13 protein-coding genes are annotated in these 22,191 nt (G+C 42.2%); 7 read left to right on the top strand and 6 right to left on the bottom strand.

Features of this window, described 5'->3' with window-relative positions; translation table 11 throughout:
* Positions 1–11: 11 nt before the first annotated feature.
* The 4 genes from ACNURT_RS07655 to ACNURT_RS07640 all read left to right on the top strand — a co-directional run bounded on the left by ACNURT_RS07655 (position 12) and on the right by ACNURT_RS07640 (position 5,814).
* Positions 12–500, top strand: a complete 489-nt coding sequence (locus ACNURT_RS07655) for a hypothetical protein (protein WP_419701231.1) — start codon at positions 12–14, stop codon at positions 498–500.
* A 178-nt stretch (positions 501–678) separates the two neighbouring features.
* Positions 679–1,872, top strand: a complete 1,194-nt coding sequence (locus ACNURT_RS07650; RefSeq protein WP_419701230.1) for an aspartate aminotransferase family protein — start codon at positions 679–681, stop codon at positions 1,870–1,872.
* 366 nt (positions 1,873–2,238) lie between these two features.
* Entirely contained in the window at positions 2,239–4,518 is a 2,280-nt protein-coding gene (locus ACNURT_RS07645) for a glycosyltransferase (RefSeq protein ID WP_419701229.1), read from the top strand.
* A 288-nt stretch (positions 4,519–4,806) separates the two neighbouring features.
* A complete protein-coding gene (locus ACNURT_RS07640; RefSeq protein ID WP_419701228.1) occupies positions 4,807–5,814 on the top strand; it encodes a glycosyltransferase family 4 protein in 1,008 nt (335 codons plus the stop codon).
* Positions 5,815–5,834: 20 nt separating this feature from the next.
* On the opposite strand, the gene ACNURT_RS07635 is transcribed toward ACNURT_RS07640, so the two are convergent.
* Positions 5,835–6,437 carry a TetR/AcrR family transcriptional regulator gene (locus tag ACNURT_RS07635; RefSeq protein WP_419701227.1) on the bottom strand — a complete coding sequence of 201 codons (603 nt, stop codon included), beginning with the start codon at positions 6,435–6,437 and terminating at the stop codon, positions 5,835–5,837.
* A gap of 270 nt (positions 6,438–6,707) precedes the next feature.
* Positions 6,708–8,207 carry a glycoside hydrolase family 130 protein gene (locus ACNURT_RS07630; protein WP_419701226.1) on the bottom strand — a complete coding sequence of 500 codons (1,500 nt, stop codon included), beginning with the start codon at positions 8,205–8,207 and terminating at the stop codon, positions 6,708–6,710.
* 214 nt (positions 8,208–8,421) lie between these two features.
* Here ACNURT_RS07630 and ACNURT_RS07625 point away from each other — a divergent pair, with 214 nt between their 5' ends.
* Positions 8,422–9,099, top strand: coding sequence for a response regulator transcription factor (locus tag ACNURT_RS07625; protein ID WP_419701225.1), 678 nt, complete (start codon positions 8,422–8,424; stop codon positions 9,097–9,099).
* Positions 9,100–9,116: 17 nt separating this feature from the next.
* Positions 9,117–10,439 (top strand): sensor histidine kinase, encoded by a 1,323-nt coding sequence (locus ACNURT_RS07620; RefSeq protein WP_419701224.1) that lies wholly within the window; start codon positions 9,117–9,119, stop codon positions 10,437–10,439.
* A 98-nt stretch (positions 10,440–10,537) separates the two neighbouring features.
* Here ACNURT_RS07620 and ACNURT_RS07615 read toward each other — a convergent pair whose 3' ends face one another.
* From ACNURT_RS07615 to dnaE, 4 genes are all read right to left on the bottom strand, one after another.
* Positions 10,538–11,458, bottom strand: a complete 921-nt coding sequence (locus tag ACNURT_RS07615; RefSeq protein ID WP_419701223.1) for a DUF58 domain-containing protein — start codon at positions 11,456–11,458, stop codon at positions 10,538–10,540.
* Positions 11,459–11,567: 109 nt separating this feature from the next.
* Positions 11,568–11,888, bottom strand: coding sequence for a thioredoxin (gene trxA / locus ACNURT_RS07610; RefSeq protein WP_370999267.1), 321 nt, complete (start codon positions 11,886–11,888; stop codon positions 11,568–11,570).
* A 396-nt stretch (positions 11,889–12,284) separates the two neighbouring features.
* Entirely contained in the window at positions 12,285–12,581 is a 297-nt protein-coding gene (locus ACNURT_RS07605) for a hypothetical protein (RefSeq protein ID WP_419701222.1), read from the bottom strand.
* Positions 12,582–13,161: 580 nt separating this feature from the next.
* Positions 13,162–16,746 carry a DNA polymerase III subunit alpha gene (dnaE, locus tag ACNURT_RS07600; RefSeq protein ID WP_419701221.1) on the bottom strand — a complete coding sequence of 1,195 codons (3,585 nt, stop codon included), beginning with the start codon at positions 16,744–16,746 and terminating at the stop codon, positions 13,162–13,164.
* 237 nt (positions 16,747–16,983) lie between these two features.
* Here dnaE and ACNURT_RS07595 point away from each other — a divergent pair, with 237 nt between their 5' ends.
* The gene (locus tag ACNURT_RS07595) at positions 16,984–22,191 is read left to right on the top strand and encodes a translocation/assembly module TamB domain-containing protein (protein WP_419701220.1); all 5,208 of its coding nucleotides are present in this window, start codon (positions 16,984–16,986) and stop codon (positions 22,189–22,191) included.

Raw genomic sequence — 22,191 nt, 5'->3', positions numbered from 1 at the left:
AAAACTTTTTAATGCGCATACTGATCAGGCATATTCTTATTTTATTTTTTGTAATAGCAGCGGGTTACCAATCCTTTGCACAGGTAAACAACAACCTGGTGCAAAAGCAAAAGATAACCCCTGCCCCATTACGTGATAAAAAAAATACACGCCAAAAGCTTGATGCAGCTCATGACAGGTTTATTACCAAACAGCTTAACCTTACAGATGAAGAAGCGGCCAAATTTTGGCCCGTATACCGTCAATATCAGCAGGAGCTTACTGCCGTTAATGTACTTAAGCGCTTAAACAATTCCAGTGCGGCCGCCAACGGTACCGAACAAATAGATAAAGAAATTTATTACGAAAGCCAGCAGGTAGCCATACGCAAGCGTTATAAAGACGCATTCTTGAAAATACTCCCTCCCGAAAAAGTGAGCGAACTTTACAAAAGCGAACGCGAATTCCGCGACGAACTTATCAAACAACTCAGCGAACGCAGCGAAAGAGCAGGAAACTAATTAATTATTGAATTATTGATTTATTGAATTAGTGATTGTTTTCAATTGTTGAATTATCGAATTACTGAATTATTGATTTTATAATTATATAAAGTGTTGATCAGAATGTTGATTTTTGCATTCTCGATTCACTAATTCACTAATTCAATAATTCAATAATTCAATAATTGTCCTCCCCATGCCTACTCTTCGTCAGCTCTTTTTAGCCAATAACGCGCAAACCACTAATTTTCCGCTATTACTGGAGTTTGAACGGGCCGAGGGAGTGTATATGTATGATACGGCGGGCAAAGCCCATACAGACCTCATATCGGGCATTGGCGTAAGCAGCCTGGGCCATGGCAATCCAAAAGTGATAGCAGCCATTAAACACCAGGCTGATCAATACATGCACCTGATGGTTTATGGCGAATATGTGCAAACCCCTCAAGTGCGCTTTGCCGAAAAGCTGGTATCTGTGCTGCCTCAAAATCTGGAGTCGGTATATTTTACCAATTCCGGCGCCGAGGCTGTTGAGGGAGCTTTAAAATTAGCCAAGCGCTATACTGGTCGCCAGCAGATCATCGCTTGTCATAACTCCTATCATGGCAGTACCCAGGGCGCGCTAAGCGTAATGGGTAACGAAGAATTTAAACAGGCTTATCGCCCCTTATTACCCGGTATAAGCTTTATCCGTTTTAATGAGGCAGACGATCTGCAACTGATCACCGATCAAACCGCCTGCGTCATAATCGAAACCATACAGGGTGAAGCCGGTATCCGTGTACCTGATGCCGCATATATGCAAGCACTGCGCAAACGCTGCGATGAAACCGGTACCCTGTTAATACTGGACGAAATACAGGCTGCTTTTGGTCGCACCGGTAAACTTTTCGCTTTTGAACATTTTGGTATTGTGCCCGATATTTTGCTGCTGGCCAAAGCGCTGGGCGGCGGCATGCCTGTGGGCGCTTTTATCTCCTCCAACACTATTATGGGCGCGCTCAAGGAAAATCCCATCCTGGGTCATATCACCACCTTCGGCGGGCATCCTGTATGTTGTGCCGCCGGATTGGCAGCGCTCGAAGTATTATTGGACGAAAACCTGGTATCCGGCGTGGCCGAAAAAGAAGCCCTGTTCCGCAAACTATTGGTACATCCAGCTATTAAACAAGTGCGTGGCAAGGGACTGATGCTGGCCGTTGAACTGGACAGCTTCGACTTGAACAAAAAAATAATCGACCGCTGTATTGAACACGGTATTATTACTGATTGGTTTCTGCATTGCAGCAACTCCATGCGCATTGCCCCTCCCCTTATTATTACTTCCGCCCAAATTGAACACGCCTGTAGTGTGATATTGGAGGCTATTGAGTATTATACGGCAGGTTAACGATTAAGACTTATATAATAAACAAACGCGTCATTGCGAGGTACGAAGCAATCTCTATGCTGTACAGAGCGTCTCTGTAAATCGGGGATTGCTTCGTACCTCGCAATGACGCGTGGAGAAAAATGCGCCCTCCTCTCCAGAGTAACTTTCAAGTTATTTTATTGAATAATATATTATTTTTTATAGTTTGAATTAAATTGGTATGGTTTATGCATTTATGGTATACGCTATATAAAAGCGGCAGAAAAAATGTGTTTTGAGCTAAAATAAAGCATATAGTGCACTTTTTTATAGTCACAGTTTAAACAATTAATTAAAAAGAATTGTTTAATCTATAACCCTACGGTCTTAACATTTATACCTAATATGAAAATAGCATATATATCAACCTACCCTCCCCGCGAATGTGGTTTGGCTACCTTCAACCAAAACCTCATGCGCGCTATTAACGCTAACTTCCCCGAAAGGCAATCACTGGCACAAGGCGGTTTTGTGGTTGCGCTAAATGATTCTGAAAATCTGCAACATTATGAGTACCCGGAGGAGGTGAAATATGTTATTCGCCAGGACCATCAGAAAGATTATATCCGTGCAGCCAACTATATCAACACCAGCAACGCTGATGTATGTATCATGGAGCATGAATTTGGCATATACGGGGGCGAAAGCGGCATTTATATTTTACCACTGATCAATCGGCTCGAAAAACCGCTGATCTCCATACTGCATACCGTATTAAAAGATCCAAGCTATGTGCAGCGCATCATCATTCGCGAAATAGCCGAACAATCATCAAAATTAATAGTGATGAGCCAGCGGGCTCTGGAGTTTTTAACCTCCATTTATGATATTCCGGCCGAAAAGATCCTGATCATTGAACACGGCGTACCGGATGTGGAGGCACCGGCCAATAACCCGGTTAAAAACCTCTCATCATTCAAAAACCACCGGGTATTGTTAACCTTCGGTTTGCTGAGCCGCAACAAAGGCCTGGAAACGGTGGTAAAAGCCCTGCCCCGAATTGTAGCCAAACACCCCGACGTAATGTATGTGGTATTAGGCAATACCCACCCTGGCGTCATCAAAAGCTCGGGCGAGGAATACCGCGATCATCTCAAGACCCTCGCCGCACAGCTTGGCGTATCGGCTAACCTGGCTTTCATTAATAAATTTGTTTCGGAGGAAGAGCTGGTGAACTATCTCACCGCCTGCGAAATTTATGTTACACCTTATCTGAATGAGGCACAGATCACCAGCGGTACGCTTTCCTATGCCGTTGGTGCCGGTGCTGCTATAGTATCAACCCCATACTGGCATGCAACCGAACTGCTGGCCGATAAGCGCGGCAGGTTGTTTGATTTTAAAAACTCCGATGCCCTGGCCGATATCATTATTGAGCTGCTTGACCAGGACCGCGTGCTGAAAGAATTAAAAGAAAAGGCCTACCAGTATGGCCTGCATTTACGCTGGCCGGTTGTAGGTGCCGAATTTATTAAAGTGGCCCAGGAAGCCAGTGTGAAGTTCGATTTTAGCGACAAGATACTCAAAAACAGCATTGTTGACCCAGAGATATTGCCCAAATTTAGTTTGGCGCATGTCCTTAGATTAACCGATGATACCGGCATAGTACAACATGCTAAATACGGCATACCTAATTTAAAAGAAGGCTATTGTTTGGATGATAACGCCCGTGCCCTTATTATGGCCCTGATGGCTTACCAGCGAAACAAAAGCCGCGAAGCTTTCGAACTGCTGCCCATCTACCTCAGCTACATTCACTATATGCAAACAGATGATGGCAATTTCCGCAATTTCCTGAGTTTCGACCGCCGCTATCTGGACGAGGTAGGCTCTGAGGATTCCTTCGGTCGTACTATTTGGGCGCTGGGTCATCTGATTGGCTGCGCGGCCAGCAATTCGTACCGGGAATTTGCACTGGAAATATTCCATAAATCGGTGCCGCACTTTGAAAAACTGCAGCACTTAAGGGGCATGGCCAATACCATTATCGGTATCAGTTTGTACCTGCATGTGTACCCAACCGATGAGGGTATGATAAAAATACTGAACCGGCTTACCCAGCCCTTGATCGATGCGTATGAAAATACTCAATCGCACGATTGGCAATGGTTCGAAGAAAAAATGACCTACGATAATGCCATACTGCCACTGGCCCTGTTGCACTCCTGCGAAATAACCGGCAACGAGGATGCCAAACGGATAGCCCTGGCAACGATGGCCTTCCTGGATAAGCTTACCCTGTCGAACGGTTATTTAAGTCCCGTAGGTAACGATGGCTGGTATTACCGCGGTGGCAGTTTCCCAACATTTGATCAGCAGGCTATTGAAACCATGGCCATGGTGCTGATGCATTTTCAGGCATACCAGATATTCAGGGTACCACAATATGTAGAGAAAATGTTCCTGAGTTATAAATGGTTCCTGGGCGAAAACACGCTGCGGGCACCCTTGTACGACCACGAAACCAAGGGCTGCTGCGATGGACTGCTGCCAACCGGCATCAACCGCAACCAGGGCGCCGAAAGCACACTGGCCTACCTGATATCGCACCTAACCGTGCTGAAAGCCTTTGAGCTGGAATACGAATACAACAGGTATGGTAATCAGAAAATGGAGATCTGTTAGTGAGTGGTGAATGGTGAGTAGTGAATGGAGGGTAGGCAATATCAATTCACCATTCACCTCTCGCTATTCACTCGCGCTGTCCGAAGTCTCCGACTTCGGACAATTATGCCTGTAGTCTTTAGACTACAGAGATAAAAATAAACAAACGAGCCTATAGGTAGCTGCAAACTACCAACATAGTCATCCGAAGTCAGAGACTTCGAATAGCGCTGGTAAACAATATCAATTCACCTTTCACTACTCACTAATTCACTAATTCGCTAACTCAATAATTCACTAATTAAAAAGATGAAGGTTGCCGTATTAGCGCCCGTTGCCTGGCGCACACCGCCCAGGCATTATGGTCCCTGGGAACAAATAGCATCAAACATTGCCGAAGGCTTGGTAAAGCTGGGCATCGATGTTACCCTTTTTGCTACCGGCGATTCCATAACCTCGGGCAAGTTGGAATCGGTTTGCGCCGTAGGTTATGAAGAAGACCGCGGCCAGGATGCCAAAGTGCTGGAATGCCTGCACATCAGCAACCTGATGGAGCAGGCCGGGCGGTTTGATATCATCCATAACAATTTTGATTTTTTGCCGCTTACCTACTCGGGCCTCATCAAAACACCCATGATCACTACCATACATGGTTTTTCATCGCCCCGCATTATCCCGGTGTATAAAAAATACAACCACAATAATCATTATGTGAGTATCAGCAATGCCGATCGCAGTGCGGAACTGGAATATCTGGCTACGGTTTATAATGGGCTTGATACCGCCGATTTTGAGTTTTACGAGAAGCCTGATGAATACCTGCTGTACTTTGGTCGCATCCACACGGATAAAGGCACAGCCGAAGCTATTGCCATTGCCCAAAAAAGTAAGCGCAGATTGCTGATAGCGGGCATCATTCAGGATGAAAATTATTATCGCGAAAAAGTGGAACCTCATTTATCTGGCGATATCAGTTACATAGGCCATGCCGGACCGGAAAAGCGGAAACAGCTTTTGGGTAATGCCTATGCCCTGCTGCATCCCATTAGTTTTAACGAACCTTTTGGCATGAGTGTGGCCGAGGCCATGCTTAGCGGTACCCCGGTGATAGCTTTTAACCGTGGTTCGATGCCCGAACTGATCAGGGATACCGAAACCGGCTTTTTGATTGATACCGTTGATGAGGCCGTGGAAGCTGTAAATCAGATCAATACCATCGACCGGGTGGCTTGCCATACCTGGGCCGCCTCGCGGTTTTCGAAGGATAAAATGGTGGCTGATTACTTAGGTTTGTATCAACGGATATTAGCCCCCTGAGCCTTAAAGGGAATTTTACATCATGAAAGCTCAATCGTGTTAATGATTCCACCGATGGCTTTCTTTAATACCATATTGTTCATAGCGGGGTCTATGTCCTTATAATAGCGGTTTAGGGCTACCAGGCCGTGCACAAAAGACATACAGATAAGATAATTACACCAGAAAGTTTTTTCTGTAAGCTTGTTTCCTTTTACCAGGGGTTTCATTTCTTCCCGGAACAGGTTGATAAAGGTCGACAGCGCCGGGAAGGCTTTTCCCACATCCTCAACACTGGTACCTACCGTATACATCAATTGGTAAAGCTCGTTTTCGTTGGTGGCAAAATACAAAACGGCTTTGAGTATAGCATCCATTCTTTCTTTCGGGTCGGTCACGGACACCAACCGCTGTTGGATGCAATTGATCAGCATGGTAAAACCACGTTTGGACAGTTCGATCAAAACGGCTTCTTTATTCAGAAAATAGGAATATACAATAGTGGGACTGTATTCTATAGTATCGGCAATTTTCCTGATGCTTACGGCCTGGCATCCTTCATTTTTAACGATACCCATTGCCGCATCAATAATAAGCTGATGGACCTCTGCTTTTAAACGTTCAACGCGTTCTTTGCTACCCATATGTTTTACTAATTGGTGAAGGTAAAGTTAAGGCTTTTTATTATTGCCTGTACCCTGCAGGCAACTGGTATGGGCTTCGGAAACTGACCATTTGGCATTTAGTTATTTGACAATTATTCAATACTTTTTAAAGTTTCTAAAACCACTCAAAATCGCGTTAAAATTTGTTAAAAAGTGTTAAAATGAGGGTTTTCAAAGCAACTTTTGAATGATTTTCATCCTGTTTTGATCTGAAAAGTGTTAAAATAAAGGGTTTAAAAAGTTTTTGAATCAGGTTTTATGCTTATTGGTTTTAGCCTCGTGTTCCACCGCGCCTTCCTTTAATTTCTTGAGCAATTCGTCCAAACAAACTTCGGCAAAGGCAGTTGATGAGTCCGACACACCATACGGAATAATGAGCTTGTCGTTATGCACAATGGTTCCGCAGGAGTACAGTACATTGGGTACATATCCTTCACGCTCGTCGCTGTTCGGGATTAGGAGGGGTTCGCGCAGACGGCCTATTTCAATAGTTGGATCATCCAGCTTTAAGAGACTGGCTCCCAGCACATAACGCCGCATCGGCCCTACACCATGAGTAATCACGATCCAGCCCTCCTGAGTTTCAATCGGCGATCCGCAGTTACCTATCTGGATAAACTCCCAGGTAAATTTAGGTTGCTGCAGTAATATGGGCTTTTCCCAAATATTGATCTTGTCTGAGTACATGATATAGTTATTGCAACCATCAATACGCGATATCATCACAAACTTGCCATTCACCTTGCGCGGAAAAAGTGCCAGATTCTTGTTCTGGGCGCCTGCACCATAAAGGGGCATAATCTTGAAATTATAAAAATCAGTAGTTTGTAACAGTTTGGGCATAATCAGCGAACCATCATAAGCCGTATAGGTGGCATAGTATACATAGGTACCATCGTCATTAATAAATTTTACAAAGCGGGCATCCTCAATGCCTTTGCGTTCATACTCAGATATCGGGAATATGACCCTGTCGGATATATCAGTATCCAGCGAAAATACGATCTCATAGTAGGAATCCGCCAGCCAGAGTACCTTATCATACTCCAGCCGCTTTATATCACTTTCCTGCAGTTTCTGCGAGTCGAGGATGATACGGCGCAGGTTGGCATATTCAAAATGATGGTCGAGCTTTGATTCAAGCTCGTTGATCACGTCGATATTGATCTGGGTAATGGCGGCTTTTTCAAAAAAGAGTTTTTTGTTATAAACCGCGTTTCTGATTATCTCAGCCTCATCAATATAACTGCCTGAGGGCTGAATGGAAATGTCGTTATGTTTATCGATCAGGGCTCTTCTGAAAGTGATGGAGGAGATATGGCCTTCGCCCACTGCCCTAAAACTGATGATCACCCGTTTTTGGCCATCTTCCAGTTCGGTTTGGTCAGGATCTTCTACGATTGATGGGTTAAAGAACGCTGCCGATTCGATAGAATACTCATGCGTAAAGTAGGATCCGATCAGCAGTTTACGGTAAACGGTGAGCGTATCAAAATCAATATTCAGTTCACTAAATAATGGCTTTAGCTTATTGCAATGCCGGTTTAGTACCCTGGTAATGTTGCGGTGCCGCTTGGAATACTCCTGCAACAATGGCGAAATGATGCCAAATGCTTCTTCCTCGCTGATATCCATAACCCGTTTTATCACTTCTTTGGCACGATCGTTCCCATTGAAAAAAAATCTGGCTATAACGCGTTTGGGATCGGGATTAACTCTTATGGGTTTTCGTTCGATGGAAAGTCTCATATATAGAAGGTAGTATTTATTCTTTAACAGCATTAAACTGAATTTGATTTCGATAATTTACATTCATTTCGAAATTCGGATTTGAAATTTCGGATTCGCAAACAAAAAGAGGGACAGAATGTGAGAAATCAGTTTTTAAAATAAAAATCCGAAATTGAACATCCGAAATCCGAAATTCACCTTGATTCTTATATCTTTTGTAAATTGCAGGCGTATGAATGTATTAATTGTTGAAGACGAAAAGGGTTTGGCCCTTGAAGTAGATGAGTTTTTAAGTCATGAAGGCTTTACGGTTGAACATGCACGCACCAAGAAATCGGCAGAGGAAAAGATATTTGTAAACAACTATGATTTTATATTACTTGATCTTGGTTTACCCGATGGAGATGGCTTTGGCTTGCTAAAAATGCTAAAGGGACTTGAAAAGCGCGAGGATGCCGTTATTATACTCACCGCGCGCGGAGCTGTTGACGACCGGGTAATGGGCCTGGAACAAGGCGCCGACGACTACCTGGCAAAGCCATTCTCCCTGAGCGAACTCTTGGCTCGTATGCACGCTATAACGCGTCGCAAACACCGCCTGGAGAGTAATGATATTAATATCAAGGGATTACGCGTTAATATTCAGAACCGTACGGTGATGTATAATGAAGAGCGAATTAACCTGACTAAAAAAGAGTTTGAGATATTTAATTATCTGGTGCTGAATAAAAACCGGGTAATATCGCGCACTAACCTTACAGAGCATGTTTGGGGCGATGTACTGGAGATCAATTCCGATTCCAACTTTGTAGACGTGCATGTTAAAAATCTCCGTAAAAAACTATCGCAATACATCTCTATCGACTGGTTTGAAACCGTAAGAAGCATTGGTTACCGCATTAATATTTAATTTAAATATCCCGCCAAATGAAACTTCAGGTAAAGCTGGCACTATACAATACGTTAACCAAAGTATCCATCATTTTATTTACGGGCCTGCTTATCCTGCTATCAATAGAAAAAATATCCTACAATCATATTGAGGTACGTTTAGAGGAAAAGAAGGAAGCAACATTAAGAAGCCTTTCTTCCAAGGAGATCAACAGTTTTTTAGCCGCACAAAAAGTATATACCGACTATAATATATTAAAGGAGGAGTTTATTACGATAACCCCTGTCAAATATCAACCAAATACTAACACCAAAGTAATATTTACTACCGAGGCGAAGAAGGTTGATAAAAATATGGAAACCTATCGTATATTATCTAACCGGTTTAATTTTAACGGATATACTTATCTGCTGCAAATAGGCGAAACGATTGAATCTGTTGAGGAATTAAAATCCATCATCAAAAAGTTTACCTTGCTGGTATTGTTTATTGCCTTGGTACTTACCCTCATTAGCGACCTGGTATTCACCAAATTTTTACTTGCTCCATTTTATAAGATCATTGACCGAAAGCTGATCAAGGTGAACGATCCTATGAATTTTGATTACGAAAAAATTAAAACCACCACTCAGGATTTTGAATTACTTGATGACAGTATAAGTTCATTAATGAAAAAGATCTCCAATCTTTTTATACTGGAAAAGCAATTCATAGCCAACGTGTCGCACGAATTACTTACTCCTATTTCCATCATCAGTTCGAGGCTTGAGAATATATTACTGCATGATAATTTAAGCGAAGGCAGTGAAAATAAGATGCATGCTTCACTGAAAACACTCAACCGCCTAAAATCAATTATCAACAGCCTATTGCTTATATCAAAGGTAGAAAACAATCAGTTTGACAAAGGCGATATGGTGATGATAGCCGAAGTGATTAAAGAAATACACGAAGAGTTAGAAGATCGTATAGAGGAAAAACACTTAACATTTACCAATCACCTCAAATACATTTATTCGATACAAGGTAACCGCCCGCTTATGCATACGTTACTGTTCAACATCATCAACAATTCTATAAAATACAACAATCTTAAAGGCAGCATAACCATTAGTGATGACCTTACTGATGATATTTACGCTATCACCATTGCCGACACGGGCGCGGGTATGGAGCAAAAACAAATTGATAATGCTTTTAATCGTTTTGAGAAATTTGATACTGACGAAAAGGAAAGCTATGGTTTGGGTCTCGCTATAGTAAAAAGTATTACCGCGTTCCATAACATTAAGATTAAAATAAACTCCGTAAAAAACAAGGGAACTGCTGTAAAGCTGATATTTGACCACCTGACTTAACTTCACTAAATCTTCATTCAAACTTTATTACTTTGAACAGTTTTAGTAAGTGTTACCCCTATTGAGAGAGGCTATTTTTATTTAAGAATAGCCTTTTTTTATATCATCTTATTCCGTTTCACCAGGTAAGTTTTCAGTATGTTCTGATAACCTTCCTGTATATCGGCATCAATCAGGTCGATATGATATTGCGCACATTTAAGCTCCAGCTCATGCCGGTACGCTGCTAAAGCTTTTTGATAAGCATCGCGTATCTTACCGGGATGTACTTTTATTTCGGCGCCACTTTCCATATCAATAAAATGATGAGGCCGGTTATCAAAATCAAAATCGAGTTCTTTTTGCTTATCGTGGACATTGAATATAACCACTTCGTGCTTATTAAACTTTAAGTGTTGTATGGCCGCAAATAATGCTTGTAACTTTTCGGTATTGAGACTATTCTCCAGCATATCGCTAAAGATAACCACCATAGAACGCTGGTGTATCTCCTGCGCAATATGGTGCAGTACGCCGGTAATATCGGTAACCGTATTTACCCGGGGAGTGTTATACATTTTTTCGAGCTCAGCATACAAATAGAATAAATGAGTACTGGTTGATTTGGCGGCACTCAGCCAATCTATCTTATCCGAAAACAGGCACAAGCCAAAAGCATCGCGCTGTTTTTTAAACAGATACATTAATGAGGCTACTGCATAAACCGAAAACTGCAGCTTATTCAACCCTTTTTCGGGGAAATTCATGGACGATGAGGTGTCCAGCAATAAATAACAACGAAGGTTGGTTTCTTCCTCAAACTGCTTTACAAACAATTTTTCGGTGCGGGCCAGCAGCTTCCAGTCGATATTTTTTACCGATTCACCATTATTGTACAAGCGATGTTCGGCAAACTCTACAGAAAACCCATGAAAAGGACTCTGGTGCAGGCCGGTTATAAACCCTTCCACCACCTGGCGGGCCAGCAGCTCCAGATTGGCCATTTGCCTTATTTGCTGATCATCATTTAACCGGGACATAGGGCTAATATATGGTATAAAAAAAGCGTCACCAAATAGGTAACGCTTTTTTAAGGTAATAAATATGGTGAATTAAGCTATCAATAAACTTAATTTTTGCCTTTTGTTATTATGCTAATTGCTTAACCAATTTGTCGGTTAAAACTGATTTTGGAACAGCGCCAATTTGTTTATCAACGATTTCGCCATTTTTAAAGAATAATAAGGCAGGGATATTACGGATTCCGTATTTCATTGATATACCTGGATTGTTGTCCACATCAACTTTACCAACAACGGCTTTGCCAGCGTATTCTTTTGCAATATCTTCAACAACCGGACCTACCATTCTACAAGGGCCACACCATTCTGCCCAAAAGTCAATAAGTACGGGTTTGTCTGATTTCAGCACAAGTTCGTCAAAGTTCGCATCAGTTATTTCTAAAGCCATGATTTCTATTTTTTAAATTTTTGTATTACAAATATATACTATTCAAATAGCTTGCCACAACTACAACCTGACAATGTGACAATTATATTAATATAAATTTAAACATCCACCACAATTATCCCTTCGTAAAGTTTTAAAAATGAGTTCGGCTAAAGCCCCAAAAGTGGGTTTACATGGTTTACACATTTCATGGTTAAAATTCACTTACTTTACTGAAAATCAACTAATTAATAAAATTTCAAGCTAATAAGTGTAAACCCACTTTATGATGGCAAATGCAAAGTATTACCGATCATTAACTAAGCCAAGTTATCAACATTTTGTTTAATAATTGACTGTTTGAATTATTTAGTCAGAAATTATAAAAATCAAATAATTCAGAGGAAAAGTGGCTTACTAAGCAGGGTTACTTTTTATAACTATTGGCATTAATGAATGTAAATCAATTACGATGTTAGTTTTTATCATTCCCTTAATTCTGATACTTACATCCCCCATATTGCAATGGAAGTTCTCATCACGCAGGATAAATGACCAAATCAATCTACCACTTTGGGCAATTACTTTACTCAGTCTTTTACTTGATGTGTTGCTATCGGCAGCCGCATTTTGGATATCCTTATACGGGTTATCACCAGGTATAAAGTGCGCAACCGGCTGCACCGTCTTTATATCTTTGGGAATATTTAACATAGTTATAATTACACCACTTATTGCAATTATAAGTTATATACGATATTACAACCAGCATAAACCTCAACTACAATAACCATATCATGCTGATCTTAGCCTGTGGTCGGTGATAACACCATAGGTGTTCGGAAGATTAAAGGGTAAATAGACCTATTGCATTTTATTGTCGATATGCTCCGTAAGGAGCTACCTGTTTGTAGAAATACAAGACAAAATATCTTTTTGCTCCGTAGGTGCAACCCTAAATGAGCAGGTAAATCGTATAAGGGTAGCCTCTACGAGGCATAAAAAAGGGCGATTCGGTGCTATAAACAGGTAGCTCCTAACGGAGCAAGCTTGTTTCAGATACTTTATAAAATGTGATGTCACAATTTATTCTTCCGAACACCTATGGTGAGGACCAAACAACGGGCTAAACAGATCCTTCACAGCGTTACCCATGACGTGTTTAGTAAATTGAGTAAAGACTTACGAAGTTTCAAAAACTTCGTAAGTCTGGCATCAGCCCCGGATCCGTCATTTCACCTTCAGAATCCAGCGGATTTTATAACTCAGGATGACAAGTTGGTTTTAAGACGATTTAATTCAGCACTGGTTGTATATTGGTTAAATTAAAAATATCAGCCATCAGATCATCGCTGGGATTTACCTTGAATAATTTGGAGGCCAGCTCAACCTGTAGCGCTTCTTCCCTGTCTTTGATCAAAAAGCGCAGCTTACAGTTTTGCACGGGGTATTTTTCGTTATTTACCATAATGGCTTGCTGAATATCATCCAGCAGCTTACTGTTCAGGCTATGCACATCCAGGCATACGGTTAATGATTTGGTCATTTTATCGCGCATTTCTGATAGCAGGCTCATTACCTGTATACGCAGGTCCCAGTTATCTTTTTGCCTGAATTTTTCTTCGATGTTACCCTTGATATGCAAAAAGTACCCATCCATCATCAGGTTACGGAATTTTACATAATCCTCGCCAAACAGGGCAAATTCGTACGATTCGTTATAATCTTCCAGAACAAATGTGCCGAAAGGCTTACCGGTTTTAGTCATCTTATGCTGCACATTACCAACCAGGCCACCAATGCGTATCTCGCCCCGTTTTCGCAGCTCGTTAAATGCACTCATGATCTCTTCGCCGCCTTCGCCTGTACGAGCCTTTTGCACCAGTTTCAGATCGCTTATGGTGCTGTTGCAAAACCGCTCCAGCTCAACTTTATAATTATCAAGCGGGTGCCCGGTTAAATATATCCCGATCACCATCTTTTCGTATTTCAGTTTCTCTATCAGCGGCCATTCTTCGGCTTCGGGCATAGCAGGTTCAGGCACGTATGATGCTACCGAACCACCAAATAATGATGATTGTGAACTGCTTTGTACATTCTGATAATCATTGGCGTATTTGATCAACCGTTCTACACCGGTTAAAACACCCACATCTGTTTTTGCAAAAAACTGGGACCTGTTTACACCAAAGCCATCAAAAGCCCCGCCATAAACCAAGTTTTCGTATGATTTACGGTTTACACTCCTGGTATTTGACCTGCGTGCAAAATCATATAAAGTTTCATACGGGCCATTAGCCTCGCGTTCTTCAATGATACTTTCAACCGCTTTATCACCAACGCCTTTAACTCCGGTTAACCCGAAACGGATATGCCCCTTTTTATTTACAGCGAATGACATGTCCGATTCATTGATGTCCGGCCCCAAAACCTCAAGATTCATCCGGCGGCACTCCTCCATAAAAAAAGTGATCTTCTCTATATTGTTCTGGTTATTTAAAACCGCGGCCATATATTCAGATGGGTAATGCGCCTTTAAATAAGCAGTTTGATAGGCCACAAAAGCGTAACAGGTGGAGTGCGATTTATTGAACGCGTATTGTGCAAAAGCCTTCCAATCAGTCCATATTTTGGTGAGCTTATCTTTGGGGTGACCTTTGGCCATGGCTCCATCCATAAACTGGGCCTCCATTTTGTTCAAAACCTCAATTTGCTTTTTACCCATGGCCTTACGCAAAACATCGGCATCGCCTTTACTAAAGCCCGCTAACTTTTGCGACAAAAGCATCACCTGTTCCTGATATACAGTAATACCATAAGTTTCGCCCAGATACTCCTCCATATCCGGAAGGTCAAATACGATAGGCTCCTGTCCGTGCTTACGCTTAATAAAGTTAGGGATATACTCTATCGGCCCCGGGCGGTAAAGGGCGTTCATCGCGATCAAGTCTTCAAATTTATCCGGCTTCAGATCGCGCAGGTACATTTGCATACCGTCGCTTTCAAACTGGAACGTACCGTTGGTATCACCACGCTGATAAAGCTCGTATGTTTTAACATCGTCAAGCGGTATATAATCAATATCTATCTCCCGGCCATGATTTTGCTTGATCATCCGCAGCGCATCCTTAATAATAGTCAGGGTTTTCAGGCCCAGAAAGTCCATCTTGATAACGCCGGCATCCTCAATTACACGACCGTCATACTGGGTCACCAACAGATCAGAGTCTTTGGCCGTAGCTACCGGGACAATATCAGTTAAGTCATAAGGCGCAATGATAATACCCGCGGCGTGTACACCTGTATTCCGTACCGAGCCCTCCAATTTTTCGGCCTCGCGCAGTACCTGCCCACGCAAATCGTTCCCTTTTACAATTTCTTTCAGCTCGGGTACCTGTTCAATAGCTTCTTTAAGCGTAATGCCTAATGTATCAGGAACCAGCTTTTTCAGCGCAGCCATTTCGGGCAGCGGCATGTCCAATACACGACCCACATCCTGTATACTGGTGCGGGCAGCCATAGAACCATAGGTAATAATTTGGGCTACTTGATTTTTACCATATTTATCGACCACATAATCGATCACTTTTTGGCGGCCTGCATCATCAAAGTCGGTATCAATATCGGGCATCGACTTACGATCCGGATTCAGGAACCTTTCGAACAGGAGGTTATATTTCATCGGGTCGATATTGGTGATCCCGGTACAATAAGCCACCACCGAGCCTGCCGCTGAACCACGGCCCGGCCCAATAAATACGCCGATATCGCGGCCATGCCTAATAAAGTCGGCTACGATTAAGAAGTAACCGGCAAAACCCATGGTACGTATCGTAAATAACTCAAAGTTGATGCGTTCCTCCGTTTCGGGCGAAATATCTTTATAACGTTCTTTAGCACCCGTAAATGTTAAATGCTTTAAGTACTCCCATTGGTTAAGCGTATCGGCATCGGGCGTGTTATGGATCTTAAATTCATCAGGGATCACGAAGTTTGGCAACAGGATATCCCGTTTTAACTTCAACACCTCTACCTTATCAACTATTTCATTGGTATTATCCAGTGATTCAGGGACGTCAGAGAACAGGCTACCCATTTCTGCCTGCGTTTTAAAGTAAAACTGATCATTCGGAAAACCGAAACGGTAACCCTTACCACCTTCCTCGTCAGTAGCAATTGGCGTACTTTGCATATCGCCGGTATTTACACACAGCAAAATATCGTGAGCGTTGGAATCCTGCTGATCCACATAGTGCGAATCATTGGAGCATATCACCTTTACATTATACTTCTTGGCATAAGTAAGCAGCACATTATTAATAGTAGTTTGCTCTGGAATTTCATGGCGTTGCAGCTCGATATAAAAATCCTCACCAAACAGGTCAAGCCACCATCTAAATTCTTCTTCAGCCTTTTCGGGTGTTTCCCGTAATATAGCCTGGGGTACCGATGCACCAATACAGCAGGTGGTAGCGATGAGGCCTTTATGGTATTTTACTATCAGTTCTTTGTCAATACGCGGCCATTTACTGTACAGGCCTTCCATATAGCCTAATGAGCATAGCTTCACCAGGTTTTTGTAGCCCTCGGGGTTTTTAGCCAGCATCAGCTGATGGCGGCGTACGTCTTTTTTCTCCTTGGTAAATTGCTTCTTATGTCTGTCTTCAACCACATAAAACTCACAGCCAACTATAGGTTTTACGTTGTGTTTGCCTGCTTCGGCAACAAACTTAAACACCCCGAACATATTACCATGATCGGTTATAGCTAACGCTTTCATACCATCAGCTGCTGCTTTTTTATATAGTTTTCCTATATCGGCGGCACCATCAAGTAATGAAAATTGGGTATGTACGTGTAAATGAGAAAAATCTGGCATAATGAATCCTTTTCAGCAAAATCCTGTAGAAATACAAAGTTATCAATAAAACAACTTTGCCGCATCATGTGTTGAAAAACTAAGCCCGAATAATTTTTTTATCTATGGGTTGTGGTGTTTGGTTATTATGCCAATGAAGCTGTAACTTAAACCGGACTAATCAAATAACCATTTAGTAGTATGACTATTTGATTATTTTTACAGTGAACGATCTCCACCCTTGAAAAATATATACAATTGAAAAAGTTTGGACGAATAGCCCTAAAAACCATACTCTGGATAATTGCAAGTATCATTTTTCTGGTGCTGCTTGTTGTTATTCTGATACAGGTTCCTGTTGTGCAGAATTTTGCCAAGGATAAAGCGGTGAATTTTCTGCAGGGGAAAATTCATACCAAAGTACAAATAGGCCACATTAGCCTGGGCCTGCCTAAACTACTGGTATTAGAAAATGTTTATTTTGAAGATCAGAAAAAGGACACCCTGATTGCCGGCGAAAAATTAAAGGTCGATATCAGTCTGTTTAAGTTACTTCATAATAAGGTAGAGATCAATGAGATCAATCTGCAGGGCATTACCGCCAATGTAAGCCGTGGGGCCGATAGCGTTTTCAATTTCGATTACATTATTAAGGCTTTTATGGGTGAACAAAAAAAGGAGGTGAAACCAGAAGACACCACCTCAACAATGAAGTTCTCATTGGATAAGATCAATCTTGACCGCATTAATATCAAATACAAAGATAAGATCACCGGCAACGACGTTAAATTCCTACTTGGACATTTTGATACCCGCATTAAGGATTTTGATATGGATAAAATGAAATTTACCATACCAAAGATCACACTATCAGATATTAACGCGCGCATTATCCAAACGCCAACCGGCCCTCCTCCTGTTGATACGGCCACCACGCCATTAAATATGGATTTGAATTTGGGCGTTATCGATATATCGAAAATAAAAGTGGATTACCAAAGCAGTGAAATGAATGCCAACGTTGATCTGAACAAGCTTTTGGTGAATATGGATAAGATCGACCTAAAAAAACAAAAGGTGGGTATTAAAAGTATCGAGCTCAATAATGCCCAGGCGGCCCTGAGCCTTGCTAAACCCAAAATGGTACAAAAGGTCATTATAAAAGCCGCTAAAAAACTCGATACCCTGGTATCGTCACCACAAACATCCAGGTGGGCCGTTACTTTGGGCAAGGTGAACTTCAGCAATGATAATATTAAGTTTGATAACGAAGCGCAAAAGGCCATCCCTAAAGGGCTTGATTTTGGACACATGGATATCCGGAATCTCAACGCCGAGGCGGAGAATATCTCTTATAACCCAGATACCATCTCTGGCGAGATCAATTCCTTTACTTTTAGTGAAAAAAGCGGGTTAAAGATCAATAAGTTCCATACCACTTTCTTTTATGGGCCAACCAATGCCTACATGAATGATCTGCTGCTGGAGACTCCCCAAACCATTCTTCAAAAATCAGTACAGGTGCGTTACCCTTCTATTGATGCCATTACCAAAAATATTGGCGCGCTGGGTATTAATGCTAATTTAGATGGAAGCCGTTTAGGCTTAAAGGATGTGTTACTCCTGATGCCAACCATGGCTACCATGGAACCTTTTAAAAGTTCGCCAGGCACGGTTTTCAAAATAAACGGTAAAGTTAAAGGCCAGGTGAATAATCTGGATATCCCCAGCATGGAGGTAAGCGGATTAGGCAGTACCCATATTAAGGCATCAGCCAAAATAAAAGGTTTACCCGATGTGAATAAAGCTTATTTTGATGTTAACATAGTCGATTTTACCACCAGCAGCGCAGATATTGCCAAACTGGCTCCCGCAGGCAGCATCCCTCCTAATGTAAGCATCCCCGAAAAAATGAACCTGAAAGGTACATTTAAAGGCGGCATGACCAACTTTGATACTAAAATGGGCCTGCGCTCCAGCGATGGCGCGGTTGACCTGGTCGCGGCCATGAAAAATGGTGAGCATAAAGGTAAGGAAATCTATACGGCTCATATCAAGGCCAATGATCTGAATGTTGGCGCTTTAACCAAACAGCCGCAAATGGTTGGTAAAATAACGATGGATGCCAGCCTAAAGGGCGTAAGCCTCGACCCTAAAAAGGCCAGCATACAGTTTAACGGCAACCTTACTAAAGCTTATGTAAAGGGTTATACCTATCAAAACCTGGTGTTGAAAGGCAGCTCTGAAAATGGCAATTACACGGCCATTGCCCGCATGAAGGATCCTAACATTAATTTCAATCTGGATGCCAAAGCTTATTTGAACCGCAAATACCCATCGGTTAACGGAACTTTATTGGTTGATAGCATTAACCTGCAAAAATTAAATTTTATAAAGGACGATATGCGTTTTCATGGTAAAATGGTGGCCAACGTACCTACCGCCGATCCGGATTACCTGAACGCCGATATATTGGCCACTGATCTGCTGGTGGTAAATAAAGGACAGCGGATAAAGCTGGATACGGTAAGCCTTAAATCCACCGCTAATGCCGATAGCAGCACCCTGCGTTTAAAAACCCCCATTATGACAGCTCACATGGCTGGAAAATACAAGCTAACCCAGATAGCTGATGCCCTGCAGGATGTGATCAATAAATATTTCAATACAACCTTGGCAAGTGAAAAGGCCAAAGGTGAAAGGGTAAAGGTGAAAGGTGGAAAAACTGAACACATAACCCGCAACCCACAACCAGCTACTCAACACTCACCACTTACCACTCACTCCTCGCCGCAACAGTTTGTATTTGACGCGCGCCTGGTTAAAACGCCGCTGCTTACCCAATTTGCGCCCGATCTGAAACAGCTTGATCCTGTCCTGCTGAATGGCAGTTTTAACAGTGAGTCGGGCGAATTAGTGGTTAAAGGTTCTATACCAAAGGTTATTTATGGCACCAATACGGTTAACAACGTCAAACTGGATATTAATACCAACAACAACGCCCTAAACTACAATTTAGCTGCTGACGAAATAAAAGTAGGCTCATCCTTAGACCTGTTATATACCAGTATATCGGGCAAGGCACAGGATAATAAGCTTAACGTAAGCCTGGAAGTACGCGATGCGGCCAAAAAGGATCGTTACAGGCTTGCCGGCGTGTTCAGCATCTTAACCAATCAATACCAGTTTAGTTTTGTGCAAGACGGTCTGTTGCTTGATTATATGCCTTGGGCTGTTAATCCCGACAATTACCTGCAATATGGCCCTAAAGGAATATTGGCACATAATTTTACTATTTCAAACACCAATCAAATACTCAGCGTAAACAGCAATCCGCAAGAGTTTAATGCGCCTGTTACCGTTAATTTTAATAATTTCAGAATCGAAGCTTTGACCAAAATAGCCAAGCAGGATTCCTTGCTGGTTGGCGGCGTAATTGATGGTAAGGCCGAGATCAGTAATTTCCAGAAATCACCCTTGTTTACAGCGGCTATTGATGTTAAAGACTTTAATTTCAAGGGTGACACTGTGGGTAATATAGCCCTTAAAGTGAATAATCAAACCGAGAACGCTTATGCCGCCAGCATGAGCATTACGGGTAAAGGTAACCAGGTTGATCTGAACGGCACTTACTATACCAACCCCGAAAGCCGCTTTGATATGAACCTGAATATTGTAAACCTCAATATGAAAAGCATTGAGGGCTTTAGCTTTGGCAGCCTGCGCAATTCATCGGGTAACATAACCGGTCAGCTCAAAATAGCCGGCACCACCACAGCACCGGCAGTGCGTGGAGATATTAACTTTAATAAAGTTGGCTTTAATGTGGTCATGCTCAATTCGTACTTCCGCATGCCGCAGGAAAGCATCACTTTTAACGACGAAGGCATCCGTTTTAATAATTTCACCTTAGTTGATTCTACCAACAACAAAGCCGTTATCAGCGGTAGCATTTTCACCAAAACGTATACCGATTTTGCTTTTGGCTTAGATATCAACGCCCGCAATTTCAGGGCAATGAACTCTACCCAGGATGATAACAAATTGTATTATGGAAAATTGTTCCTGGATACCCGTATTAAAGTGAGGGGAAATATGGACAAACCTGTTGTGGACGCCAACCTGACAGTAAACGAAAAAACAGATATGACAATAGTGCTGCCCACTACTGATCCGAGTGTGGAGGACCGGAAAGGTGTGGTAGAATTTATTGATCAGAACGCACCTAAATTAGATTCCATATTACTGGCCAGGCAGCTTGATTCATTGAAAAAATCAAATGTAAAGGGTCTGGATGTATCGGCAACCATCAATGTAAATAAAAATGCTGCCTTTACCGTTGTTATAGATGAAAACAATGGTGATGTGGTGCACTTGAAAGGCGAAGCAAGCTTAAATGCAGCTATAGATCCGAGCGGTAAGATCAATCTCACAGGAACCTATGAAGTAAATTCGGGTTCTTATGAATTATCCTATGCTACTGTAAAACGTAAGTTTAACTTTAAAAAAGGCAGTACTATTGTTTGGACCGGCGACCCAACCAGCGCCAATATCAACCTGACGGCGATTTATGTGGCCAATGTTCCTCCTATTGATCTGGTTGAAAAGCAAAGTACTGAGAGCACAGGTCTATACAAGCAAAAACTACCCTTTAATGTAAACCTGAGCCTTAAAAACCAACTGCTTACCCCTGATATCAGCTTTGATATTGTACTGCCTGATAGCTCCTATAACGTACAAAGTGATGTAATTGCCAACATTAATACGCGTTTGGCCCAGGTACGGCAAGACCCTAATGAGATGAACAAGCAAGTACTTGGTGTATTGGTGTTAGGACATTTTATAGGTGATAATCCATTGCAAAGCCAGGGGGCAGGTTTTTCGGCCGAAGGTCTGGTGCGTAATAGTGTAAGCAGCCTGCTAAGCGATCAGCTAAACAGACTGGCGGGTGATCTTATTGAAGGTGTAGATCTGAACTTCGGCTTAACATCGGGTGAAGACTATTCTACAGGAACTGCCACTAACCGAACGGATCTGAATGTTGGATTGTCCAAACGGTTCCTGAACGACAGACTTACGGTAACCGTTGGTAATAACTTTAACCTGGAAGGTAATCAGGAAGGCCAAAAAGCAACCAATATTGCGGGCGACGTATCCGCGAATTATAAGCTGAGTAAGGATGGGCGCTATACGCTGCGTGCCTACCGTCGCGATGAGTTTATTGTATTTCAAGGACAAATCATTGAAACAGGTTTAGGGTTCACGCTCACCGTGGATTATAATCGTTTCAGAGAAATATTCCGCAAGCGTACGGCACAGGAACGCGAAATGCGCCGCAAATATTTGCAGCAGGAAAAAGATAAGAAAAAAGCACAGGACGAGGCCACTAATAAAGCTAATGACGCGGCAAAAGCTGAGGAACAAAAAGAGCAGGAAAAGAAAAAACAAACAACTACCTCAAATTAA

The sequence above is a fragment of the Mucilaginibacter sp. NFX135 genome, from assembly GCF_048565145.1.
Classification (GTDB): domain Bacteria; phylum Bacteroidota; class Bacteroidia; order Sphingobacteriales; family Sphingobacteriaceae; genus Mucilaginibacter.
The sequence above is the reverse complement of the archived record's forward strand: the minus strand, read 5'-3'. Positions and strand labels throughout refer to the sequence as shown.